The sequence below is a fragment of the Streptomyces canarius genome (assembly GCF_014650735.1).
GTDB lineage: Bacteria > Actinomycetota > Actinomycetes > Streptomycetales > Streptomycetaceae > Streptomyces > Streptomyces olivaceoviridis.
Map to the genome: position 1 here is coordinate 1 of NZ_BMVN01000032.1, position 19,775 is coordinate 19,775.

19 protein-coding genes and 1 pseudogene are annotated in these 19,775 nt (G+C 71.3%); 14 read left to right on the forward strand and 6 right to left on the reverse strand.

Translation table 11 applies throughout. The features are described 5' to 3' along the window. The 3 genes and pseudogenes from IE294_RS32905 to IE294_RS32915 all read left to right on the forward strand — a co-directional run. Positions 1-211: pseudogene (locus tag IE294_RS32905) on the forward strand (ketol-acid reductoisomerase); the annotation flags it as partial. After that, a complete protein-coding gene (locus tag IE294_RS32910) occupies positions 204-686 on the forward strand; it encodes an MEKHLA domain-containing protein (RefSeq protein ID WP_189892199.1) in 483 nt (160 codons plus the stop codon). The pseudogene IE294_RS32905 and the gene IE294_RS32910, both read left to right, overlap by 8 nt. 34 nt (positions 687-720) lie before the next feature. Beyond that, positions 721-1,185, forward strand: a complete 465-nt coding sequence (locus tag IE294_RS32915; protein WP_189892201.1) for an acyl-CoA thioesterase — start codon at positions 721-723, stop codon at positions 1,183-1,185. Between the two features lie 555 nt (positions 1,186-1,740). On the opposite strand, the gene IE294_RS32920 is transcribed toward IE294_RS32915, so the two are convergent. Further along, a complete protein-coding gene (locus IE294_RS32920) occupies positions 1,741-2,574 on the reverse strand; it encodes a PrsW family glutamic-type intramembrane protease (RefSeq protein ID WP_229917517.1) in 834 nt (277 codons plus the stop codon). A 643-nt stretch (positions 2,575-3,217) separates the two neighbouring features. Continuing rightward, positions 3,218-3,667: a nitroreductase family deazaflavin-dependent oxidoreductase gene (locus tag IE294_RS32925; protein WP_373315882.1), complete on the reverse strand. Its 450-nt coding sequence runs from the start codon at positions 3,665-3,667 to the stop codon at positions 3,218-3,220. Positions 3,668-3,889: 222 nt separating this feature from the next. Between IE294_RS32925 and IE294_RS32930 the strand changes: the two genes are divergently transcribed. The 3 genes from IE294_RS32930 to IE294_RS32940 all read left to right on the forward strand — a co-directional run bounded on the left by IE294_RS32930 (position 3,890) and on the right by IE294_RS32940 (position 6,282). Continuing rightward, positions 3,890-4,558: a hemerythrin domain-containing protein gene (locus IE294_RS32930; RefSeq protein ID WP_189892205.1), complete on the forward strand. Its 669-nt coding sequence runs from the start codon at positions 3,890-3,892 to the stop codon at positions 4,556-4,558. A gap of 157 nt (positions 4,559-4,715) precedes the next feature. Next, positions 4,716-5,381, forward strand: coding sequence for a TetR/AcrR family transcriptional regulator (locus tag IE294_RS32935; protein WP_189892207.1), 666 nt, complete (start codon positions 4,716-4,718; stop codon positions 5,379-5,381). Continuing rightward, a complete protein-coding gene (locus tag IE294_RS32940) occupies positions 5,374-6,282 on the forward strand; it encodes an SAM-dependent methyltransferase (protein WP_189892208.1) in 909 nt (302 codons plus the stop codon). Before IE294_RS32935 ends, IE294_RS32940 begins: the two co-directional genes overlap by 8 nt. 64 nt (positions 6,283-6,346) lie before the next feature. Here IE294_RS32940 and IE294_RS32945 read toward each other — a convergent pair whose 3' ends face one another. After that, positions 6,347-7,510, reverse strand: a complete 1,164-nt coding sequence (locus tag IE294_RS32945; protein WP_189892210.1) for a TDT family transporter — start codon at positions 7,508-7,510, stop codon at positions 6,347-6,349. Positions 7,511-7,689: 179 nt separating this feature from the next. Between IE294_RS32945 and IE294_RS32950 the strand changes: the two genes are divergently transcribed. Both IE294_RS32950 and ftsH read left to right on the forward strand, forming a co-directional pair. Continuing rightward, positions 7,690-8,130: an SPW repeat protein gene (locus IE294_RS32950; RefSeq protein WP_189892212.1), complete on the forward strand. Its 441-nt coding sequence runs from the start codon at positions 7,690-7,692 to the stop codon at positions 8,128-8,130. Between the two features lie 53 nt (positions 8,131-8,183). Then, positions 8,184-10,130 carry an ATP-dependent zinc metalloprotease FtsH gene (gene ftsH / locus IE294_RS32955; RefSeq protein ID WP_189892214.1) on the forward strand — a complete coding sequence of 649 codons (1,947 nt, stop codon included), beginning with the start codon at positions 8,184-8,186 and terminating at the stop codon, positions 10,128-10,130. A gap of 284 nt (positions 10,131-10,414) precedes the next feature. Here the strand turns inward: ftsH and IE294_RS32960 are convergent, their stop codons facing one another. Next, positions 10,415-11,167 carry a TetR/AcrR family transcriptional regulator gene (locus IE294_RS32960; protein WP_189892215.1) on the reverse strand — a complete coding sequence of 251 codons (753 nt, stop codon included), beginning with the start codon at positions 11,165-11,167 and terminating at the stop codon, positions 10,415-10,417. 118 nt (positions 11,168-11,285) lie between these two features. Here IE294_RS32960 and IE294_RS32965 point away from each other — a divergent pair, with 118 nt between their 5' ends. The 3 genes from IE294_RS32965 (at position 11,286) to IE294_RS32975 (ending at position 13,929) form a co-directional block, all read left to right on the forward strand. Next, positions 11,286-12,185: an SDR family NAD(P)-dependent oxidoreductase gene (locus IE294_RS32965; protein WP_189892217.1), complete on the forward strand. Its 900-nt coding sequence runs from the start codon at positions 11,286-11,288 to the stop codon at positions 12,183-12,185. Between the two features lie 46 nt (positions 12,186-12,231). Beyond that, positions 12,232-13,239 carry an aldo/keto reductase gene (locus IE294_RS32970; RefSeq protein ID WP_189892219.1) on the forward strand — a complete coding sequence of 336 codons (1,008 nt, stop codon included), beginning with the start codon at positions 12,232-12,234 and terminating at the stop codon, positions 13,237-13,239. A 453-nt stretch (positions 13,240-13,692) separates the two neighbouring features. After that, a complete protein-coding gene (locus IE294_RS32975; RefSeq protein WP_189892221.1) occupies positions 13,693-13,929 on the forward strand; it encodes a hypothetical protein in 237 nt (78 codons plus the stop codon). A 119-nt stretch (positions 13,930-14,048) separates the two neighbouring features. On the opposite strand, the gene IE294_RS32980 is transcribed toward IE294_RS32975, so the two are convergent. Further along, on the reverse strand, positions 14,049-14,648 hold the full coding sequence (locus IE294_RS32980; RefSeq protein WP_189892223.1) for a 1,2-dihydroxy-3-keto-5-methylthiopentene dioxygenase: 600 nt from the start codon (positions 14,646-14,648) through the stop codon (positions 14,049-14,051). A 100-nt stretch (positions 14,649-14,748) separates the two neighbouring features. On the opposite strand from IE294_RS32980, the gene IE294_RS32985 reads away from it, so the two are divergent. Continuing rightward, on the forward strand, positions 14,749-16,125 hold the full coding sequence (locus IE294_RS32985) for a dipeptidase (RefSeq protein ID WP_189892225.1): 1,377 nt from the start codon (positions 14,749-14,751) through the stop codon (positions 16,123-16,125). Between the two features lie 225 nt (positions 16,126-16,350). Here IE294_RS32985 and IE294_RS32990 read toward each other — a convergent pair whose 3' ends face one another. Continuing rightward, on the reverse strand, positions 16,351-17,013 hold the full coding sequence (locus IE294_RS32990) for a DUF4232 domain-containing protein (RefSeq protein ID WP_189892227.1): 663 nt from the start codon (positions 17,011-17,013) through the stop codon (positions 16,351-16,353). A gap of 259 nt (positions 17,014-17,272) precedes the next feature. Between IE294_RS32990 and IE294_RS32995 the strand changes: the two genes are divergently transcribed. Further along, positions 17,273-18,709: an FAD-binding oxidoreductase gene (locus IE294_RS32995; RefSeq protein WP_189892229.1), complete on the forward strand. Its 1,437-nt coding sequence runs from the start codon at positions 17,273-17,275 to the stop codon at positions 18,707-18,709. 405 nt (positions 18,710-19,114) lie between these two features. Continuing rightward, positions 19,115-19,711, forward strand: coding sequence for a helix-turn-helix transcriptional regulator (locus IE294_RS33000; protein WP_189892231.1), 597 nt, complete (start codon positions 19,115-19,117; stop codon positions 19,709-19,711). Positions 19,712-19,775: the final 64 nt, after the last annotated feature.

Here is a 19,775-nt window from a genome sequence, read left to right on the forward strand (position 1 = left end):
GCGCATCATCACCGACGCCACCAAGGCCGAGATGAAGAAGGTCCTCGCCGAGATCCAGGACGGTTCCTTCGCCCGCAACTGGATGGACGAGTACCACAGCGGCCTGAAGAAGTACAACGAGTACAAGAAGCAGGACTCCGAGCACCTGCTGGAGACCACTGGCAAGCAGCTGCGCAAGCTGATGAGCTGGGTGCAGGACGGCGATGTCTGACAGGGCGGCTGTATCGGCTCGCGGCGCGGACTTCGCCGCTCTCCTTCTCGACAGCCATGTACGGCTCGTGGGCACGCCGTTGTGCCCACTGCGGTGGCGGGAGGGGGAGGCGGCCGACTGGCTGTACGGCCGGGCGCCCTTCGGGCTGCTCGCACACGACACCTCGGCGGATCCCCGCTTCATCTACGCCAACCGCACCGCACAGCGCTGCTTCGGCTACAGCGAGGCGGAGTTCGCCGGTCTGCCGTCCCGGTTGTCCGCGGCGCCCGACGCTCAGGAGGACCGGGACGCGTTCGTCGCCGCGGTGGACCGGCAGGGCTTCGCGGACGGTTACCGGGGCCGCAGGGTCCGCAAGGACGGCAGCCTCTTCTGGATAGAGAACGTCTGCATGTGGGACCTGGTGGACGCCGACGGGCACAAGCACGGCCAGGCGGCGGTCTTCCGGTCCTGGTCCGACGTCACCGGCCCAAGCTGATCATCCGAGGGTTGTCCATGAGACGGAGGACGAGATGACTGAAGAATCGGGCACCCGGGTGCCGTCCGCAGAAGCCGTCGGCGAGGTCGGGGCGACCGACGGGCACACCGAGGCCGTCGAGGTGTTCTTCGACGACCTGGACGCCTTCGGGATGCTCTACCACGGGCGGTTCGCCGCCCTGCTGGAGCGGGCCATCACCCGGTACTTCGCCGGGCTGGGCATGTCGCTGGGCCACCCCGACCTCAATGTGGTGGTCCGGGAGCTGCTGGTGGTCTTCGAACGGCCGGTCACCCGGATCGGGCCGGTGGACGTGACGTTCCGGCTAGGTCGCCTGGGCCGTACAAGCGCGGAGTTCGCCTTCCGGATCCACTCCGGCGAACACACGCACGCGCACGGACGACGCGTCATCGTCAAGATCGATCCGAGGACCGCGGTACCCGAACCGTGGACGGACAAGACGCGGGAGATCCTGGAGCGTGATCTGGTCAGCCGGCGCTGACGCCTGAGGGACCCGCTGGTCGGCGTCCGGCGCGAGGCCCTGCCGTATCCGCGCAGGGCGGTTCGGACGGACGCCGGCCGGTTTCTGCCCTCCACCTGTTCGGGAGGGGCGCGTGCGCATGGCTGACCTGCGGCGCGTGAAGGGGGCGCGCCGAGCCGCACCGGCTGCTGCCTCCCGTTCTCCGCTCGGAAACGGGCGAAGGCACGCCGCTCGCGCCCCGAGCCGGCTCGTCGCCGACCGCACTGTTCCGGGCCGCTGGGAAGGCGACCTGACGGTCGGGGCGAAGAACGGTTCGGCCATCGGCAGATGGCGCATCGCCAAGCCCTCTCCGAAGCATCCGGTGCGGCGGTGTACTCCGGTGGACGTGGCCGCCAGTGAACTGAACGCAGGAACCGGAAGACGCTCGGCTGGGAAGTCCCAGCCGAGCGCTTTGCCGAGTTGCCGAAGAACGACCCCGACACCACTGCCGTCAGGACGCTTCGCCGAACTCGCCACCCCCGGGCGGGGCCGGCCGGTCCGTGCCCGCAAGAGGACGGGGCGGGTGCCGGACGGGGGCTACGCCCGTCGGGTGACGCGGGCGTGCGCGCGGCGCGGCGTGGCCAGGCGGTGCGTGGCGTAGATGAGGAAGGACAGGCTGAGGGCCGCCACTATCACGTAGGCGGTGTCGCTGTTGAAGCTGTCCCACGCCGTGTGCAGGCCCACCGCGACGGCGTACACCAGGACGAACTTCGCGATCGCCGCCTTGCGGTTGCGCTGTGCTGCCGCCGCCGACCACAGCGCGGCGGCCGTGAGCCCGGTCCATGCCATGTGGGCTGCGGGGCTCAGCAGGCCCCGCAGCACCAGCAGATCGTCCACGGCGTGCAGGTTGCCGCCGGAGTTGATGAGTTCGACGAAGGCGTAGCCCATGGTCTCGAACACGGCGAATCCGGCGCCGGAGGCGACTCCGATGAGCAGTCCGTCACCGGGGTGCCGATCGCGGATGACCAGCAGCAGAAGAAGCGGGACGATGAGTTTCGCGGCCTCCTCGATCAGGCCCACGGCCGCCATCGGCAGGAAGTCCATCAGCAGCAGGGTCCGGTACTCCAGGAAACCCGCGGTAGTCACCCCGATCGCGCCGCCGGCCAGCGCGGTAGCCCCTACGACACCGGTGCCGACCCCGAAGTCGAGGCGCCGGCCCGCCACGAAGGTGACGAAGGCCGCGGGGACCAGAGCCGCTCCGAAGAAGATCAGGGCGGGGACCAGATTGGGGTTCTCGGTCGAGACCAGCGCCGAGTGGATGAGCCAGAACAGCAGCAGGCCGACCAACAGGACGGCGAGCCAGCCCCAGCGACGGCCGAAACTGAGCAGCCGGCTCCGCTCGGTACGAGCCGGCTCTTGTGCGAGGGACACGGACACGGATTCCTCCAGGACGCATGTTGATGACCCGAGAGTGCCCGACCATCCGCCAAGAGACATCGCACGTTCGTGTCAAGATGAGCAGACCGGTCGAGTCTCGTGCTGTCGCTACGGGCACATTCGTGGGCTGGCGCACCCTTGAGCACGTACGCCTGTCGCGGGGCCCGCCTGTCGCGGGCCGGCGAGCGCACACATCTAGGTGAAGGCGCGCTGGAAACGGCGTACCGGGAATACAGGCACCATCACGACAGCTGCCTGCCCTGCTCTTCGGGCCGTCCCTGTGCGGCCTGGAAACACCTGCGTCGGCTGTACGACAACGTGGTACGAGCCGAGCGGAACAGGCTGTGGAAGCCGTCTCGGTCAGACAAGCCTGTTGAAGAGACCGGCGGATGCGGTGAACGGAGAGCCGCACCGCTGCCCGCATCCGCCGGTCGGGTTACCGCTTGAGCTTTCTGGCCTGTGCATAGACGCCCCCTACGACAGTGCCTGACCCAAGTGGAACAGGCGGAGCCGCTCCGGACTGATCCGCAGCGGCACCACCAGGTCTCGAGGGTAGGCGCCACCGGCCGAAATGTGCAGAGACGTGATAAGTACACCCAGGCACTTGCGTGGCGGCACGGTCACCCATAGGCGCGCGTCAGGCCGCCGGTTCCAGCAGCAGCACCGGGATCAGGCGGTCGGTCTTGGTCCGGTAGTCGTCGTAGGAGGGCCAGGCCTGGACCGCCCGGTCCCACCACTCCTGCCGTTCCTCCACTGTCGTCCGTCGCGCCCGGTAGGGGCGGTGCTCCGTTCCGTCCCACACCTCGACCTCGGGGTGTGCGAGGAGGTTGTGGTACCACGCGGGATTCGTGGGCGCGCCGCCCTTGGAGGCGACGGCCGCGTACCGGCCCTCGTGCTCCACTCGGATCACCGGCGTCTTGCGGTACCGACCCGTCTTCGCGCCCCGCGTGGTCAGGATGACCATCTGGGCGCGTGTGCCGTCGTACTCAACGGCGATGCTCTCTGTCGTGCCCGACTCGGTCGCCGCCTCCACCAGGCGTGCCTGGTCGTACACCCAGACCTCGTCGGGCATGACACTGAGGTCCATGTCCGCGGTCGGCTGGTTGGCGTCGCGCTCTGTCATAGGTTCAAGGCCTTTCGAAGTGATTGACTTTCAATTATGTCAATCTCTACCAGTCCTCGACATCACTGCGGTCAGTGGGGCTGACGTACCCGACTAGACTCATGTTCCGTCACCTCACGCGCCGTCATGTGTGGACGTTTCCGGCTTGACGCGCAGCGTCACTCATTGACCCGAGAAGGTAGTGTCATGCCCCATTCACCGACCGACCGTGCCGACGTCCGCGACATGCTGGTCGTGCACGAGGCCTTCAGGCTGAACTACTCGCGTCTTCCCGGTGTGGTCAGGGCGGTCACCAGCGGCGACGCCGAGCGGGCCGCGGTCGTCGCCGATCACGCGCAGCTCATCGAAGACTTCCTGCACCTGCACCACATGGGCGAGGACGAATTGCTGTGGCCCAAACTGCTGGAGCGTGGGGGCGACCGGCTCGGTGAGACGGTGAACCTGCTGGAGAGCCAGCACGTGGAGATCGCGGCACTGCTCACCGAGTCGTCCCAGCGGCTCGCCATCTGGCGGGACCAGCCCACCAAGGAGAACGGCGAGCCGCTCGCCCGCTCCCTGGAGCGCCTGGGCGCCCTGCTCACCGAGCACCTCGGCATCGAGGAGAAGGACGTGCTGCCGATCGTCCCGGAGTATGTGACGGCCAAGGAGTGGCACGCGCTGGGGGACCACGCGATCAACGCGCTGCCCAAGAACAAGCTGCCTGTCATTTTCGGCATGCTCGCCTCGCTCGCCGACGCCGAGGTGGTCAAGCTGATGCTGTCGACGGCGCCGCTGGTGCCCCGGCTGCTGATGCCGGTGCTCGGCCCCAAGGCCTATGCCCGCTACGCCCGCAAGGTCTTCGAGCCGGTCGCCTGAGCGGAGCGGGACCGGAGAGTCCCGCCGCTCACCCGAGCCGCGTCGCGGTCGCCGTCCGGCGGTGGCGACCGCGACGCGTTCCACGTCCTGCCTGGTGGCGGCCCCACGGGCGGGACGTGCCCGTCGCCGACAGTGGGACACCCTTGAGGAGAGCACCATGACCGTGGACACCCATGGCCGTGCGGAACCCGGCGAGGCCGCGCCGCGCCGCCCTCGCCGGCTGGACGCCGCGCGCAACTACGACGCGCTCGTCGCCGCGGCCCGCGCGGAGTTCCAGGAGAACGGAAGCGACGCTTCCCTGAAGGCCGTCGCCCGGCGCGCGGGAGTGGGCATCGCCACGCTCTATCGTAACTTTCCCACCCGTACCGCCCTGTTGACGGCGGTCTACGCCGACGACGTGGCCGACACGGTCGGCGCGCTGTGCCGTACGGCGAGTACGGCACCGGCGGCGGGGAGCGGCGCCGAGCAGGCCTGGCGGACGCTGGCGGACTGGCTGGACCGGTTCACGCGGACCGTCGTGGAGGACGCCGCGCTACGCGAGGTGTTCAGTCCCGAGGCGCTGTGTCCGTCGTCCTGCCGGCAGGCCTTGTCCGAGGCGGTCACCGAGCTGCTGGCTCACGCCGGGACGGCACCGTGCGCCCACCCCGGCGCGGAGGCCGACACATTCCTCCGCGCCGCGGTGTCCCTCGCGGTGTCCCCCTTGCTCACCGGCGGTGAGCGTGAACATGCCCTGTCCCTCCTCCTGGACGGCCTGCGGTACCACGGGGAGCCGGGCCGTCACGCCGGACCCCAGGTGACGAAAGAACGGAGCGCACATGAATGACGGCGGGCGCACCTCCCGCTTCTCCGCCGGCGTCGAGCTGACCGCGCTGCTGGTCGCGGCGGCGCGGGCCATCGAGACCCGGCACCCGGACGGCATCGTCGGTGATCCGTACGCCGAGGCCTTCGTGAAGGCCGCCGAGACACCGGTGCCGCTGCCCGTCTCCATCGAGGAGGTCGCGGAAGGCGACGCCGATCCGGTGTGGGGGCGCGGGGGACAGTACTTCGCCCTGCGCACCCGGGTGTTCGACGACTTCCTGCTGGACGCGGCGCACAGGCAGGGCATCCGGCAGGTGGTACAGCTCGGCGCCGGTCTCGACACGCGGGCCCTACGGCTCGACTGGCCGGCCGGCACCGTGGTGTACGAAGTCGACCGCTGCGACCTGTTCGCCTTCAAACAGGACGTCCTCGACGCCATGGGAGCCCGGCCGGCGGTGCGGCACCATCACGTGGTCGCCGACCTGGAGAGCGACTGGACCGAGCCGCTGCGGGCCGCCGGGTTCGATCCGCTGCGGCCCACCGCGTGGGTCATCGAAGGGGTCATCCCCTACCTGTCCGCTCCCGTGGAGCGGAGCCTGATCACCACGGTGTCGGCCCTGTCGGCGCCGGGCAGCGCGATCGCCTACGAGATCCTGCAGGGCCAGGAGACAGAGGAGATCCGCGACAGCTCGCTGTACGCGGACACGGAACAGAAGATGGGCGTCCACCTCAGCGGACTCTTCAGCGAGGACGCGCGTCCGGACTCCGCACGAGCCCTTGCCGGGGAGGGCTGGGAGGTGTCCGGGGAGTCCGTCTACGGGTTCACCGAACGGTACGGCCGTGGCCCGCGTCCCGGTGCCGACGACCCGATCTCGCATGCCCGCTGGGTCCGTGGACACCGGGTACACGGACCGGACGGAGGCTGATCCGGCACAGTCGTGCGGCGGCCGGGCCCGTGTGGTCACACGCCCGGCCGCCGCGCCCCCGTCGTCACCGCCCAGGCGCGGGCGCGGGTGCCTGCCGCAGGAACAGGGTGCCGCGGAAGCTGCCGCGCAGGGTACGGAGGGCGACGACCGCCCACGCGGCCAGGAGCAGGACGTACAGGGCTCCGGCCGCCACGTCGAAGGCTTCCGAGTGCATCCGGGCCGCCAGCGCACAGGTACCGGTGACGCAGGTGCCCACCGGGAAGGTGAAGCTCCACCAGGTCAGGGCGAAGGGCAGGCGGTTGTGCGCGGTGTGCAGGGTGAGCCGGGCGGCGAGCACCAGCCACATCATGGCGAAGCCCCAGGTGGGCAGGCCGTAGACCATCCCGAAGACGGCGGCACCGGTCGCGTACGGCTGCGGCAGGGCGAGGTGGGCCACCGTGCCGAGCGCGTTGGCCGCCGTCACCGACTGGCCCAGCGGGCCGAGGACGATCCACAGCGTGGGCACCATCGCCGCCGGGCCGAGCTTGTGGTGGACCAGCCGGCCCCACACTTGGGTGATGATGATGAGGCTGGTGAACAGGCTGATGCCGAACATGGCGTAGCAGGCCAGCAACAGGGTCAGCCGCTCCTGGCCCGGCGCGAGGTGGGGGACCAGGGCCGCGCCGGTGGCGGCCGACACCATCGGCGGCACGACCGGCATCAGCCAGCCCCCGAACGCGGAGTCATCGCCGATCTCGTGCTCGGTCATGGCGAGGTAGGGGATCCACACGCAGGTGACCAGGCCGAGCAGGGTGCCGGCGGTCCACAGCACCGAGTCGACGCGTACGGCCGCCTGGACACCGATCCAGTCCTTGCCCAGGGTGAGGGTGCCCGCGCCGACCGTCATCAGGGCCATCGCCGGGGCTCCCCAGAAGTGCCCCATGACCGGGTGGTGGGCGTGACCACGGGCGATGTCCCGGTGCCGGACCCAGTGCACGGCCCAGGCGCCGGTGAGCGCCACGAGGATCGCGGAGGCGAGCGCCCACACGACCGTGGCGAACAGGCGTAGACCGTTCACGTGGAAGGGCAGGACGGCGGCCGCGTTGGCGACGATGCCGGTGCCCATCACGGAGGCGTACCAGTTGGGGCCCAGGTTGCGGAACACGTCGGCGGGGCGGTCCAGATCCCTGAGGAAGCGGCGTGGGACGCGGTGCGGTGCGTGGGCGAGAGGCGTGAGAGACGTAGTCATGAAGAAAACATCTCTGAGCGCCGGGGCAGTCGGTAGTGCGTTCCGCTGTATCAGGTCATAAGGCAGGTCTATGAGTCACTGACTCACATGCTCCGGTTGCTTATCGCCCGAACGTGTGATGTCCGGTCGGCAACCTCCGCGACAGCATGAGGTCTCGGACAGCAGTGAGGAGTCCTCGGATGTCTGGCTTCCCCCACCGCAGGGACGACATGGCGGGCCACCCGGACGCCTTCGAGATGCGCGAGCGCTACGCCCGCGTTCTCGGGGCGCACGATGTGGCGCTGGTGAACGGGCCGGTTTTCCTGGTCGGCCTGTTCTTCGCCGCATCCCCGTGGATCCTGCACTTCGCCATGGCGAACGGTGATCTCGCGGTGCACGACCTGATCGTGGGCGCCGCCATCTGTCTCCTGGCCCTCGGTTTCACCGTGGCACCGGAGCGGATGACCGGAATGAGCGGCGCCCTGGTCCTGATCGGCGTGTGGATGGGCGTGTCGCCGTGGGTGGTGGGCCGGCATCCGGGCCGCGCCGCGACCCTCGACGGGGTGATCCTCGGCGCGCTTGCTCTGGCGCTGGGGCTGATGTCCATGGCCATGGTCCGCCGTGCCAACCGAATTCTGTGATGCGGCGATCCGCTGCGCAATCCACGTGCCGCTTCCCGAGGAGAAGAAGCCCGATGACCGATCCCGTTCCGCCGCGTCATGACCCACGTCAGTCCTGGCGTACCGAAGGGATGCCGGGCGGATCGCCGCCGTCGCCGAACGGATGGCGCTCCCGGGGCGGTTGCCTCGTGCAGCTGGTGGTCCTGCTCGTCGTCTACGCCGCGTTCGGCTTCCTTTACAACAACGTGCGCGGGGACGGTACGACCTCCGTCGACTACACCGCCTTCACCGCGCAGCTGGACGCGGGCAACATCAAGAGCGTCTACTCCCAGGGCTCCGAGATCCAGGGCACGTTGAAGAAGCCCGGTGAGGTGCCCGGGGGCGCCAGGGGCGCCACGTACACGCACTTCAAGACGTACAAGCCCGCGTTCGCCGACGACGGGCAGCTGTGGGCCGAGATCACCCGGCAGAAGGTTGCGGTCGCCGCCGAGCCGCTGGCGCAGGGGCCGGGCCTCGGGGAGACCCTGCTGGTCTCGCTGCTGCCGACGGTGCTGCTGATCGCCGTCTGGGTGTTCGTCGCCCGGCGGATGGGCGGGGGGCTGGGCGGCGGACTCGGCGGGGCGGGCGGGGTACTCGGCCGCAAGCCGCCGAAGCCCGTGGGCGCGGAACCGGGCGGCAAGCGCACCACCTTCGCGGACGTAGCCGGCATCGACGAGGTGGAAGGCGAACTGAACGACGTCGTCAGCTTCCTGAAGAACCCCGACGCCTACCGGCGGCTGGGCGCCAAGATGCCGCGCGGTGTGCTGCTGGCGGGGCCGCCCGGGACCGGTAAGACGCTGCTCGCACGGGCGGTCGCGGGGGAGGCGGGCGTGCCGTTCTTCTCCGCCAGCGCCTCCGAGTTCATCGAGATGATCGTGGGTGTGGGCGCGTCCCGGGTGCGGGAGCTGTTCGCGGAGGCCCGCAAGGTGGCGCCGTCGATCGTCTTCATCGACGAGATCGACACCATCGGCCGGTCACGGGGCGGGTCGAGCGTGGGCGGGCACGACGAGCGGGAGCAGACGCTCAACCAGATCCTGACCGAGATGGACGGCTTCTCCGGCTCGGAGGGCGTCATCGTGATCGCGGCCACCAACCGGGTGGACGTCCTGGACGCGGCGCTGACCCGGCCGGGACGGTTCGACCGGGTGGTCCAGGTGTCGCCGCCGGACCGGGGCGGCCGGGAGGCGATCCTGCGCATCCACACCCGCGCGATCCCGCTCGCCGCCGACGTCGACCTGGCGCAGGTGGCCCGGACGACCCCGGGCATGACGGGGGCGGAGCTGGCGAACCTCGCCAACGAGGCGGCGCTGCTCGCGGTGAAGTACGGCCAGGACCGGGTGACGCAGAAGAACCTCTCCGAGGCCCTGGAGAAGGTCCAACTGGGTGCCGAACGGCCGCTGGTGATGCCCCAGGCGGAGCGGCGGCGGACGGCGTACCACGAGAGCGGGCACGCGCTGCTGGGCATGCTCCAGCCGGGCGCCGACCCGGTCCGCAAGATCACGATCGTGCCGAGAGGCCGGGCGCTCGGGGTGACGCTGTCGACGCCCGACGCGGACAAGTACGCGTACACCGAGGAGTACCTGCGCGGCCGCATCATCGGCGCGCTGGGCGGGATGGCGGCCGAGCAGGTGGTGTTCGGGGTCGTCACGACCGGCGCCGAGAACGACCTGGAGCAGGTCACCGGCATCGCGCGCGGAATGGTGTCGCGCTGGGGCATGAGCGGGAAGGTCGGCCGTCTCTCGGCCCTGCCGGGCGATACCCAGCAGCCGTACGGCCTGTCGGCCGCGCCGCACACCCTGGACGTGATCGACGCCGAGATGCGCCGGATCGTCGAGGAGTGCTACGAGGAGGCCTGCCGCACCCTGCGCGACCACCGTGACCGCCTGGACGCCCTGGCCGGGGCCCTCCTGGAACACGAGACGCTGGAGGAGCCGGAGGCGTACCGCGTCGCGGGGCTTCCGGCCGGGGCCGGGGAGAGCTGACGATGAGCGGCCGGAGGGCCGGGCTCCCGCGCGCCGAGGGTGCCCGGAGCCGTCGGATGCCGGGTACGGGTGCGGTGGCCCCGGACCGGCGGACGTCGGGTGCGGGTGCGGTAGCCGGTTGCCGCGGTGGCCTGGCGGCGGGGCGTCGGCCGGTCCCCGCACGGTGGTCCGGGGAGTCCTCGCCGAGCCCTTTCCGCGCCGGCCGTAGGTCTTCGGGCCGGTTGCCGGGGGCGGGCGGTCCGCGCCGGGGACGGGGATCGGCGCGGACCGGAGCGACGGACGGGCTAGGCGGCGTCGCCGGGTGCCGTGGCGGAGACAAGACGGGTCAGCCACTCCGTGAGCAGCAGGTGCTCGCCCGGGGTGAAGGAACGCTCTTCTCCGCCCTCGTCCAGCAGGGCCTTGAGGGCCACTGCGTGGCGGGCGCGGGCGGCGCGCGGGTCCTCCACGGGGGCCGCCCGCTCCGCGTCCGTGACCAGGGCGGCCAGCACGGCGTCCCGTGTGCTCTCCGACAGCCCCTCGTGCTCGGCGAGCCGTCCGGCCGCCGCGGCGCCGATCAGGGTGACCGTGACGCCGATGCCGGTGGAGTGGATCATCGCCGCCGCGGCCTCGATGCCCATGCGCAGCCGGCCGGTCTCGGCGACCCGGGTGACGAGCTGGACGAGTATGCCGTACGCCTCGTCCATCGCCGCCGCGCCCTCACCAGGACGGGGATCGGTGTAGAGGAGCCGGTACAGGGCCGGGTTGGCGAGTCCGAAGGCCACGTGCAGGTCCCAGCCGTTCCGCAGCTGCTCGACGGGGTTCCCGGCGGCGAGGTTGGCCTTCTTGTCGGCGAGGTAGGCGGCGAGACCTCGCCGCGCGACCTCGTCCAGCAGGCCCTGCATGTCACCGAACTGCCGGTAGATCGTCTGTGCCTGTACTCCTGCGGCCGCGCTGACGGAACGGGTGGAGACCGCCTCCCGTCCGCCCTCGGCTAGCAGGTCCGCTGCTGCCCGCAGGATGCGCTCGCGCGGCTGCGGGGTCGTTTCGATCGCTGTCATGCAATCAATGATAACGCTTGACTGTGATCGTTGGTGTGTTATCGTCGATGTATCAAAAGGGTGAGCGATGATCCGACCGAGAGGCCGGCACGTCGACGCCATCATCAAGGAGGAAGAAATGTCCGCTGAGACCTCGCGCACGGTTCTCGTCACCGGTGCCGGCACCGGCATGGGGGCCCTCGCGTCCGTCTCGCTCGCCCAGGCCGGCCACCGTGTCTTCGCTTCGATGCGCGACCCGCAGGGCCGTAACGCCGACAAGGCCCGGGCCCTGCTGGACCAGGCCAAGGGCGCTCCCGGGGAACTGTCGGTCGTCGAACTGGACGTGCTGTCCGAGGAGTCCGCCGCGGCCGCCGTCGAGCACGTCGTGCAGCAGGCCGGCGGCATCGACGTCGTCGTGCACAACGCGGCCCACCTGCTGGTCGGCGTGACCGAGGCGTTCAGCCCGGAGGAGGTGCTGCGCGCCTTCGACGTCAACGCCGTCGGTGCCCTCCGCGTCAACCGGGCCGTCCTTCCGGTGATGCGCCGCCAGGAGTCGGGCCTGCTGCTGTGGATCGGCTCGGGCACGACCCGCGCCATCCCGCCCTTCCTCGCGCCGTACACCGCCGCCAAGGCCGCCTTCGACGCCTTCGCCGAGTCGACCGCCTGGGAGGTATCCGCCTACGGCATCGAGACCACGATCCTCATGCCCGGCGTCTTCACCCACGGCACCGCCCACTTCGCCAACGCCGCCTTCCCCGCCGACACCGAGCGCACGGCCGCGTACGACAAGATCGCCCCCTTCCTCGCCTCGATGGGCGAGGACACCGAGCGGATGATGGTGAACGGTGTGAGCGCCGATCCGCAGATCGTCGCCGACGAGGTGGTCCGGGTCGTCGACCTGCCCGTGGGACAGCGCCCGCGCCGGACCGTCGCCGACGGCTCCGACTACGGCGCCGAGATCATCAACGGCGCCGCCGAGGAACTGCGGCTGCGCCTGGCCCGCCGGATGGGCGTCACCCGCCTGCTCGGCCGGATCTGACCCCTGGAAGAACGTCCGCACACCCCTTCGTACGAGGAGAAACACCATGTCTGTGAACCGGCGCAAGCTCGGCAGCTCCGGCCCCGAGGTCTCCACCATCGGTCTGGGTGCCATGGGAATGTCGGACCTGTACGGTCCGGCCGACGACGCCGAGAGCATCGCCACGCTGCACGCGGCGATCGACGGAGGCATCAACCTGATCGACACCGGCGACTTCTACGGTTCGGGCGCCAACGAGATGCTCATCGCCCGCGCGCTGCGCGAGCGTCGCCGCGAGGACGTCGTGCTGAGCGTCAAGTTCGGCTCGCGCCGCGCCCCCGACGGCGCCTTCCAGCCGGTGCCCTACGACGTGTCGCCGGAGGCAGTGAAGGACAGGCTGGCGTACTCGCTGCGGCGCCTGGAGACCGATTACATCGACATCTACCGTCCGGCCCGCCTCAACCCGAACATCCCGGTGGAGGAGACCGTCGGCGCGCTGGAGGAGATGCGCCAGGCCGGCTACATCCGGCACATCGGGTTGTCCGAGCTGGGCGCCGAGACGATCCGCCGCGCCGCCGCCGTGGCCCCGATCAGCGACCTCCAGATCGAGTACTCGCTGCTCTCGCGCGGCCCGGAGGAGTCGATCATCCCGACGCTGCGGGAACTGGGCATCGGCCTGACGGCGTACGGCGTCCTCTCGCGCGGTCTGCTCAGCGGCCACTGGTCGCCCTCGCGGGAGCTGAGCGGCAGTGACTTCCGCGCCCACTCGCCGCGCTTCCAGGGCGAGAACCTGGAGGCGAACCTGCGCCTGGTCGAGGCCCTCGGCCGGGTCGCGGAGCGGCTCGGCGCCACCACCAGCCAGGTGGCCATCGCCTGGGTGGCGGCCCAGGGCGAGGACATCGTGCCGCTGGTGGGCGCCCGGCGCCGGGAGCGGCTGGCGGAATCGCTCGGCGCGGCCTCCGTGACCCTCGACGCGGAGACGCTGAAGGAGATCGAGGAGGCCGTCCCGGCGGGCGCGGCGGCCGGCGAACGCTACGCCGCCCCCCTGCTGGCCACGCTGGACAGCGAGCGCTGAGAGCGCTGGGTACAGCGTCCGAGCGCGTCGCCCCAAGCCGCACGCGAGCCATGGACCCGGCTCCTTCGGGTCCATGGCTCGCATGCGCTGTGTTGCGGGTCGCGTCAGCCGCCGGGCCAGCGGACACAGTCACCCGCACGCAGGCGTGACACACACATGGCCAGGCCGAGCCGACTCGTGTTCAGGCGTCCCGGGAAGGCCATGCGTCATCAGGACGCGGCGGACCGGCGCGTGCCGATGATGTGCACCAGGGGCCAGGGAGGGCGGTCGGTCGGCAGGGTGGTCAGGGGAACCCGTTCCGTAGCAGCCAGGCGACGGTCGGCGGCCAGTGCTCCGGGGCGTCCGGAGGGCTGATCGGTCTTGTCCCCGACACGACCCGTGAGCGCCGGGCGACGATGCGGTCGGGGCCGTGGCGCACTCCGCCGGACCAGCCGGACGAGGCCGGCGTCCGAGGTGGACGGCACCGTCCGGACGTACCCGGTGCACGGCACCGGACCGGTGTGCGTCACGCACCCGGGAGGTCCCGGCATCGCCCGGGAGCACCTGCGCGTGCCGGTGACCGGGCGGCACCTCACGATGGTGTACGTCGAGCCCGTCGGCAACGGGGCTCCGGGAGACTGCCCCGGCGCCCCAACGGCTGTGTCTGCTACCAGCCGCTTCCTGGAGGTGCTGATCACCGCGAGGCCCTGATGCGGCCGACCCTGCCCGTGCCGGCCCTGGTCGACCGTCACGACGGCATCCCCTGGTCGTCGTCGAAGGCAGCGGCCACTTCGCCCACTCGGAGGAGTCCCACCGCTTCGCGGAGGCCGTCACACGGTTCGTGACCCGGTGATCCCGTGCCCGGCGGCGATGGCGTCGTGGTCCGGGAAGCGGGCGGCGATGGAGGAGCCGGTGAAGGTGCCGACCCACCCGTCCTGCCGGCGGAAGAAGCGGATCGCGGTGAACGCCGGCCGGGCGCCCATGTCGAACCAGTGCGTGGTGCCGCGCGGTACGCCCAGCAGGTCGCCCCGCTCACAGAGGACAGCGTGCACTTCGCTGCCGATGTGCAGGTAGAAGACGCCGGAGCCGGAGACGAAGAACCGGATCTCGTCGTCGTCGTGCGTGTGCTCCTGGAGGAACTTCGCGCGGGCGGCCTCGGCCTTCGCCGGGTACCCGGGGTCGTCGCCCGGATGCAGGCCGAGGACGTCGACGGTGGTGAAGCCCTCCTCGGCGGTCAGCCGGTCGATCTGTGGGCCGTACGCGGCGAAGACGGCCGCGCTGTCCGCGTCGGCCGGCAGCTCCTCGTGGACCGGCCACCGCTCGAAGCGCACGCCGAGGGCGTCGAGGGCCGCGCCGATCCGGGCGGGGTCGGACGTACGGCGGACGAGCCTCTCCGGGCCGCTGTCCGGCCATGTCATCAGCAAAGTCATGGTGCAAAGCTAACTCCCTTGGGGGTGCCTCGCATACACATGACATCAGTAACTGACGTACTGTCTCAGCAGTTGACAGTCATCAGCTGAAGAGGAGCCCGTGGACGAGAACCTGATCGCCGGGACGATCGCCACCATGATCCCGACGGCACGGAGGGAACTCACCGAGCTGGTGGCCTTCCGCTCCGTGGCGGACCTGGACGTCAGCCCGCGCGGCGAGTCGGAGAAGGCCGCACAGTGGATCGCCGACGCCCTGCGCGCCGAGGCGTTCGCGGACGTCACCGTCCTCGACATGCCGGACGGCTGGCAGTCCGTGTACGGCTTCCTGCCCGGTCCGCCGGACGCGCCGACCGTTCTGCTCTACGCGCACTTCGACGTCCAGCCCGCGCTGGACGAGACCGCCTGGACCAGTCCCCCCTTCACCCTGACCGAACGGGACGGCCGCTGGTACGGGCGGGGCACCGCCGACTGCAAGGGCGCCGTGCTCATGCATCTGCTCGCGCTGCGCGCGCTCAAGGCGCACGGTGGGGTGCCGGTGAACGTGAAGGTGATCGTGGAGGGCTCCGAGGAGCAGGGCACGGGCGGCCTCGAACAGTACGCCCGCGCCCACCCCCGACTGCTGGCGGCGGACGCCGTCCTGGTCGCGGATGCGGGCAACTTCCGGCGCGGAGTGCCGACCGTGACGACGGCCCTGCGCGGCATCACCATGCTGCGCGTCCAGGTCGATACGCTGCGCGCCGACCTGCACTCCGGCCAGTTCGGCGGCCCGGCGCCCGACGCCCTGACAGCACTGCTGAAGATCCTCGCCTCCCTGACCGGCGAGGACGGCACGGCCCGGGTGGACGGGCTGGCGGCGGACGGCCACTGGCCGGGGCTGGACTACTCCGAGGCGGACTTCCGCGCGGACGCGGGCCTGCTGGACGGAGTGCGGCTCACGGGCACGGGCAGTGTCGGCGACCGGCTGTGGGCCCGGCCGTCCGTCGGCGTGATGGGCATCGACTGCCCGCCCGTCGAGGGCGCCACCCCGACGATCCACGCGACGGCACGGGCCGCGCTCAGCCTGCGCGTCCCGCCGGGGCAGGACGCGCGGACGGCGACCTCGCTGCTGTCGGCGCACATCGAGAAGCGCACTCCCTGGGGTGCCCGCGTCTCGATCGAGCCGATGGGACAGGGAGAGCCGTTCCGGGCCGACACCTCGGGACCGGCGTACACGGCCATGGCCCAGGCCCTGGGCACGGCGTTCCCGGGACAGACCATGCGGCTCGGCGGCTTCGGCGGCGGCATCCCGCTGTGCGGCACGCTGGCCGAGCTGTACCCACGGGCCGAGATCCTGCTGTTCGGCCTCAGCGAGCCGGAGGCCAACATCCACGCCGTCGACGAGAGCGTCAGCGTCGACGAACTGCGCCGGCTGGCCGTGACCGAGGCGCACTTCCTGCGGGGCTACGCGGCGAACGGCGTTCGCTCTGGGCAGGGATGAGAACCGTGCCGGCGGGGTGTCCGTCGGGGTCAGTGGCGTGCCGGTGCTCACCGTACGGAGGCGCCGTCAGGGGCGGTGGCGCCGACGCGGGCGGCAGGGTGCGTGCACCGGTCCCTGTCGGTCGCACGTCGCACAGTGCCGTCCCGGGCCGTGCCGCACCGGACCGCCGGGACGGCACGGCCATAACCCCCTGCGGGGCCCGGCGTCACGCGGGAACCGGTCCCTTCAAGCCCCTGTGCCGGGAGTGAGGACGGTGAGGGACGCCTGGGAGGCGGTGCCGGACACCGGCACCGCGCCGCCGGTCCACGCGACGCGCAGGGAGTCCCGTTCGTTGGGGGGAGTGACGAGGAGCCAGGCCGGCTTCGCCGACTTGGCCCCGCTCACCGCGGGGTTGGTGAAGGACAGCCCCGACCACGCGCTCCGTCCCGGAGCGAGGGTGACCGGCGTCGCCCCGCCGGGCGTACGGGCCGGATCGGGGCCCAGTTGCCGCCCGGAGGCATCGGTGAACGCGGCTCCGGGATACCCGGTCACGGTGCAGGTCCGGCTGGAGGCGTTCGTCAGCACGAGGGGGAAGTTCTCCTGGCCGGCCCCCGGGTCGTCCGTCCCGAGCGAGGCACGCAGCTCGGAGGTGTGGCACCGGCCGCCCGCGGCCCCGGCCCCGGCGCCGGCCGCCGTGGGCGACTCCGTCGCGCCGGACCCCGACGGTTCACCCGCTGCGGGCGTCTGTGTCGGCGGGCCGGAGGTGGTGGCCGCCGTCGTGCCCGTGTCCGTCGTGGCGGAGGCCGACGGGCCGTTGCCGCCGTTGCCGCAGGCTGTCAGCAGTGCCGCCAGGACGGCGGTGCCTGCCAGCAGGGCGGCGGCGGGCAGTTGACGAGGTTTGTCCACCATGAGTGCTCCTTCATAGCCATGCGAAGTTAGTTCCGCACGGCAGCAGAGTTACATACATAGTTATTCGCCGCGCGCTAACTCATGTGCTGCACGCATGTGTCTCATCTTTGCCAATGCTTGACGCTGGCTCAGGTATCAATGAGTGAGTGGACGTCTTGCGGTCACCCCAAGGTGATCTCAAGGGTCTATGGTTCGAGGGGTCGGTGTGCCAACTTTCCCGTAGGTGTACACCGCCCACCCCCCAATCGAGATGGATACGATGTCCCAGAATGCTGCCGCCGCGACGGCTGGTCCCGTCAGTCCCGACGACGTGGCGGGTCTCCGTGCGGCCGTCACCGGCCCCGTACTGGATCCGGCGGACGCCGCCTACGCGGCCGAGTGCGCCACCTACAACCTCGCGCAGCCCACGGCGCCCGCCGTCGTCGTCGGCGCCACCAGCGCCGAGGACGTGGCTCACGCCGTCACCTTCGCCACTCGTCACGGCCTCGCGGTCGCCGTCAAGAACGCCGGCCACCAGGTGGTCCCGTCGGTCGGTGAGAGCTCCCTGCTGATCACCACCACCCGCCTGACCGGCGTCGAGGTGGATGAGTCCGCCCGCACCCTGCGCGTTGGCGCGGGCGTGCGCTGGCACGAGGCACTCGCCGCCGCCGCGAAGGCCGGCCTCGCCCCGCTGGCCGGCTCCACGCCCGGTGTCGGCGTGGTCGGCTACACGCTCGGTGGCGGACTCAGCCCGCTGCTGGGCCGGGCCCACGGCTACGCGGCCGACCACGTGCGGTGGATCGAGGTCGTCACCGCCGACGGTGTCATCCGCACCGTCACCCCGGACGACGAACCGGAGCTGTTCTGGGCCCTGCTGGGCGGCAAGGGCAACTTCGGCGTCGTCACCCGCATCGAGTTCACCGCCGTCGAGCTGACCGCCTTCTACGGCGGTGGACTCTGGTTCCCCGGCGAGGACATGGCCGAGGTGCTGGAGGTCTGGCGGACCTGGGCGCCGGCCCTGCCCGAGACGGCGAGCACCTCCTTCGCGGTCCAGCGGCTGCCCCAGGACGACGCCCTGCCCGCACCGCTGCGCGGCGCCTTCGTCCTGCACGTGCGCTTCTCCCACCTCGGTGACGCGGCCGAGGCCGAGGAACTCCTCGCCCCGCTGCGGGCCGCGGGCACCCCCGTCCTCGACTCGATCGCCCCGCGCCCGGTCCCGGACATCGGCGCCATCCACGTCGACCCGGTCGACCCGCTGCCGTACGTCGAGACCGGCTTCGGCCTGCGCGAGTTCTCCGTCGAGACACTGGCGGCGCTGGTGGAAGCGGTCGGTCCCGGCTCCGACTGCCCGCTGGTGACCGTGGAGGTGCGCGCCCTCGGCGGCGCACTCGACCGGGAGCCCGGGACGCCGAACGCGGTGCCGTCGCGCGGCCTGCCGTACGTCACCTTCGCCTTCGGCGTCGCCGCGCCCCCCGACCTGCCCTTCATGGACGAGCACCTGGCGAAGTACGCGGCGGCCCTGTCCCCGTGGACCGATCCCCGCAACGTGGTGAACTTCATCGCCCCCGACGAGGCCGTGTCCGAGGCGGAGGTCCGGCGGTTGTACGGCGCCGAGCGCTACCACCGGCTCGCGGCGGCCAAACGGCGCTGGGACCCGGACAACGTCTTCCGCCGCAACCACAACATCCGGCCCTCCTCTGCGCCCGCCGGAGACTGAGCGCCGCGGCCGACGGCCTCGGGCCCCGCGGGGCCGGCCCCGTACGTGTTCCTTCCGCCGCCGTGCCCCGTGCACGCGGCGGCAAGGTCGTGCGGGCGTGTGACCGGAGCGGTCCCGGGCCACAGCAGAAGGAAGGACCCCATGTCTGGATCCCATGCGCGTGAGATCGAAGCCGTCCACGGACTCGGTGCGCACAGTCGGACGCACCGGGCGGCCCGCGGAACCGGAAGCTCGTACACGGCGGACGAAACGGAGAGCGCGCGCCCGCCCCGTTCCCACGCCGGAGTGAACGGCGCGGTCGGTGAGCGTTCCTTAGGGTCGGACGGCCGACACGGGCAGGACGAGGCGGAATCCCCCGCGGGGGGCGGGCCCCGGCGGACCGCGACGGGACGGCCGGTGGTCGGCGTGCTGCCCACGGGCGACCCCATCTCGGAACTGGCCCTGGAGAACTTCGTGAGGCAGTGCCCGCACCTGGTGTGGACGGCGGACAGGAACGCGGCGGACGTCGTCGTGGCGGCCCTGCACAGCCCGGACACCCCGGCCGTGACCCGGCTGCGCAAGCAGGTGGGGGAGCGGGTGTCACTGGTGCTCGTGGTCGGCGGGGAATGGCGGGCCAACCTGCACCAGGCCGTCGTTTCGGGAGTGCGGGCCGTGCTCCCGCGTACCGGCTTCACCTGGGAGGCGTTCACCCAGACCGTCCGACAGGTGCGCGCGGGCCACGCTGACCTGCCTCCGGCCCTGCAAGGACGGCTGGTGGACCAGATGCAGTACACCTACCGGGAGGTGCTCGCGCCTCGCGGTCTCACCCCGGGTGGACTCACCGAGCGCGAGGCGAAGGTGCTGCAACTCGTCGCCGACGGCCATGAGTTGCAGGACATCGGCAACCAGCTCGGCTACTCGGAGCGCACCATCAAGAACGTGCTCTACGGCGTCATCAAACGGCACCGGCTGCGCAACCGTTCCCACGCCGTCTCCTTCGCCATCCGCTCCGGCCTCATCTGACAGCCCGTACGAGGCACGGCAGGCCGGCCCGCACGCGCCGGCCCCGCCCGCGAAAGGAACCCAG

Excerpts from the sequence above, each read along its gene's own strand:
- ftsH (WP_189892214.1), top strand. The coding sequence starts at position 8,184 with ATGACCGATCCCGTTCCGCCGCGTCATGACCCACGTCAGTCCTGGCGT.
- IE294_RS32945 (WP_189892210.1), bottom strand. The coding sequence starts at position 7,510 with ATGACTACGTCTCTCACGCCTCTCGCCCACGCACCGCACCGCGTCCCA.
- IE294_RS32995 (WP_189892229.1), top strand. The coding sequence starts at position 17,273 with ATGTCCCAGAATGCTGCCGCCGCGACGGCTGGTCCCGTCAGTCCCGAC.
- IE294_RS32930 (WP_189892205.1), top strand. The coding sequence starts at position 3,890 with ATGCCCCATTCACCGACCGACCGTGCCGACGTCCGCGACATGCTGGTC.
- IE294_RS32950 (WP_189892212.1), top strand. The coding sequence starts at position 7,690 with ATGTCTGGCTTCCCCCACCGCAGGGACGACATGGCGGGCCACCCGGAC.
- IE294_RS32965 (WP_189892217.1), top strand. The coding sequence starts at position 11,286 with ATGTCCGCTGAGACCTCGCGCACGGTTCTCGTCACCGGTGCCGGCACC.
- IE294_RS32980 (WP_189892223.1), bottom strand. The coding sequence starts at position 14,648 with ATGACTTTGCTGATGACATGGCCGGACAGCGGCCCGGAGAGGCTCGTC.
- IE294_RS32940 (WP_189892208.1), top strand. The coding sequence starts at position 5,374 with ATGAATGACGGCGGGCGCACCTCCCGCTTCTCCGCCGGCGTCGAGCTG.
- IE294_RS32970 (WP_189892219.1), top strand. The coding sequence starts at position 12,232 with ATGTCTGTGAACCGGCGCAAGCTCGGCAGCTCCGGCCCCGAGGTCTCC.
- IE294_RS32960 (WP_189892215.1), bottom strand. The coding sequence starts at position 11,167 with ATGACAGCGATCGAAACGACCCCGCAGCCGCGCGAGCGCATCCTGCGG.
- IE294_RS32935 (WP_189892207.1), top strand. The coding sequence starts at position 4,716 with ATGACCGTGGACACCCATGGCCGTGCGGAACCCGGCGAGGCCGCGCCG.
- IE294_RS32925 (WP_373315882.1), bottom strand. The coding sequence starts at position 3,667 with ATGGACCTCAGTGTCATGCCCGACGAGGTCTGGGTGTACGACCAGGCA.
- IE294_RS32910 (WP_189892199.1), top strand. The coding sequence starts at position 204 with ATGTCTGACAGGGCGGCTGTATCGGCTCGCGGCGCGGACTTCGCCGCT.
- IE294_RS32990 (WP_189892227.1), bottom strand. The coding sequence starts at position 17,013 with ATGGTGGACAAACCTCGTCAACTGCCCGCCGCCGCCCTGCTGGCAGGC.
- IE294_RS32915 (WP_189892201.1), top strand. The coding sequence starts at position 721 with ATGACTGAAGAATCGGGCACCCGGGTGCCGTCCGCAGAAGCCGTCGGC.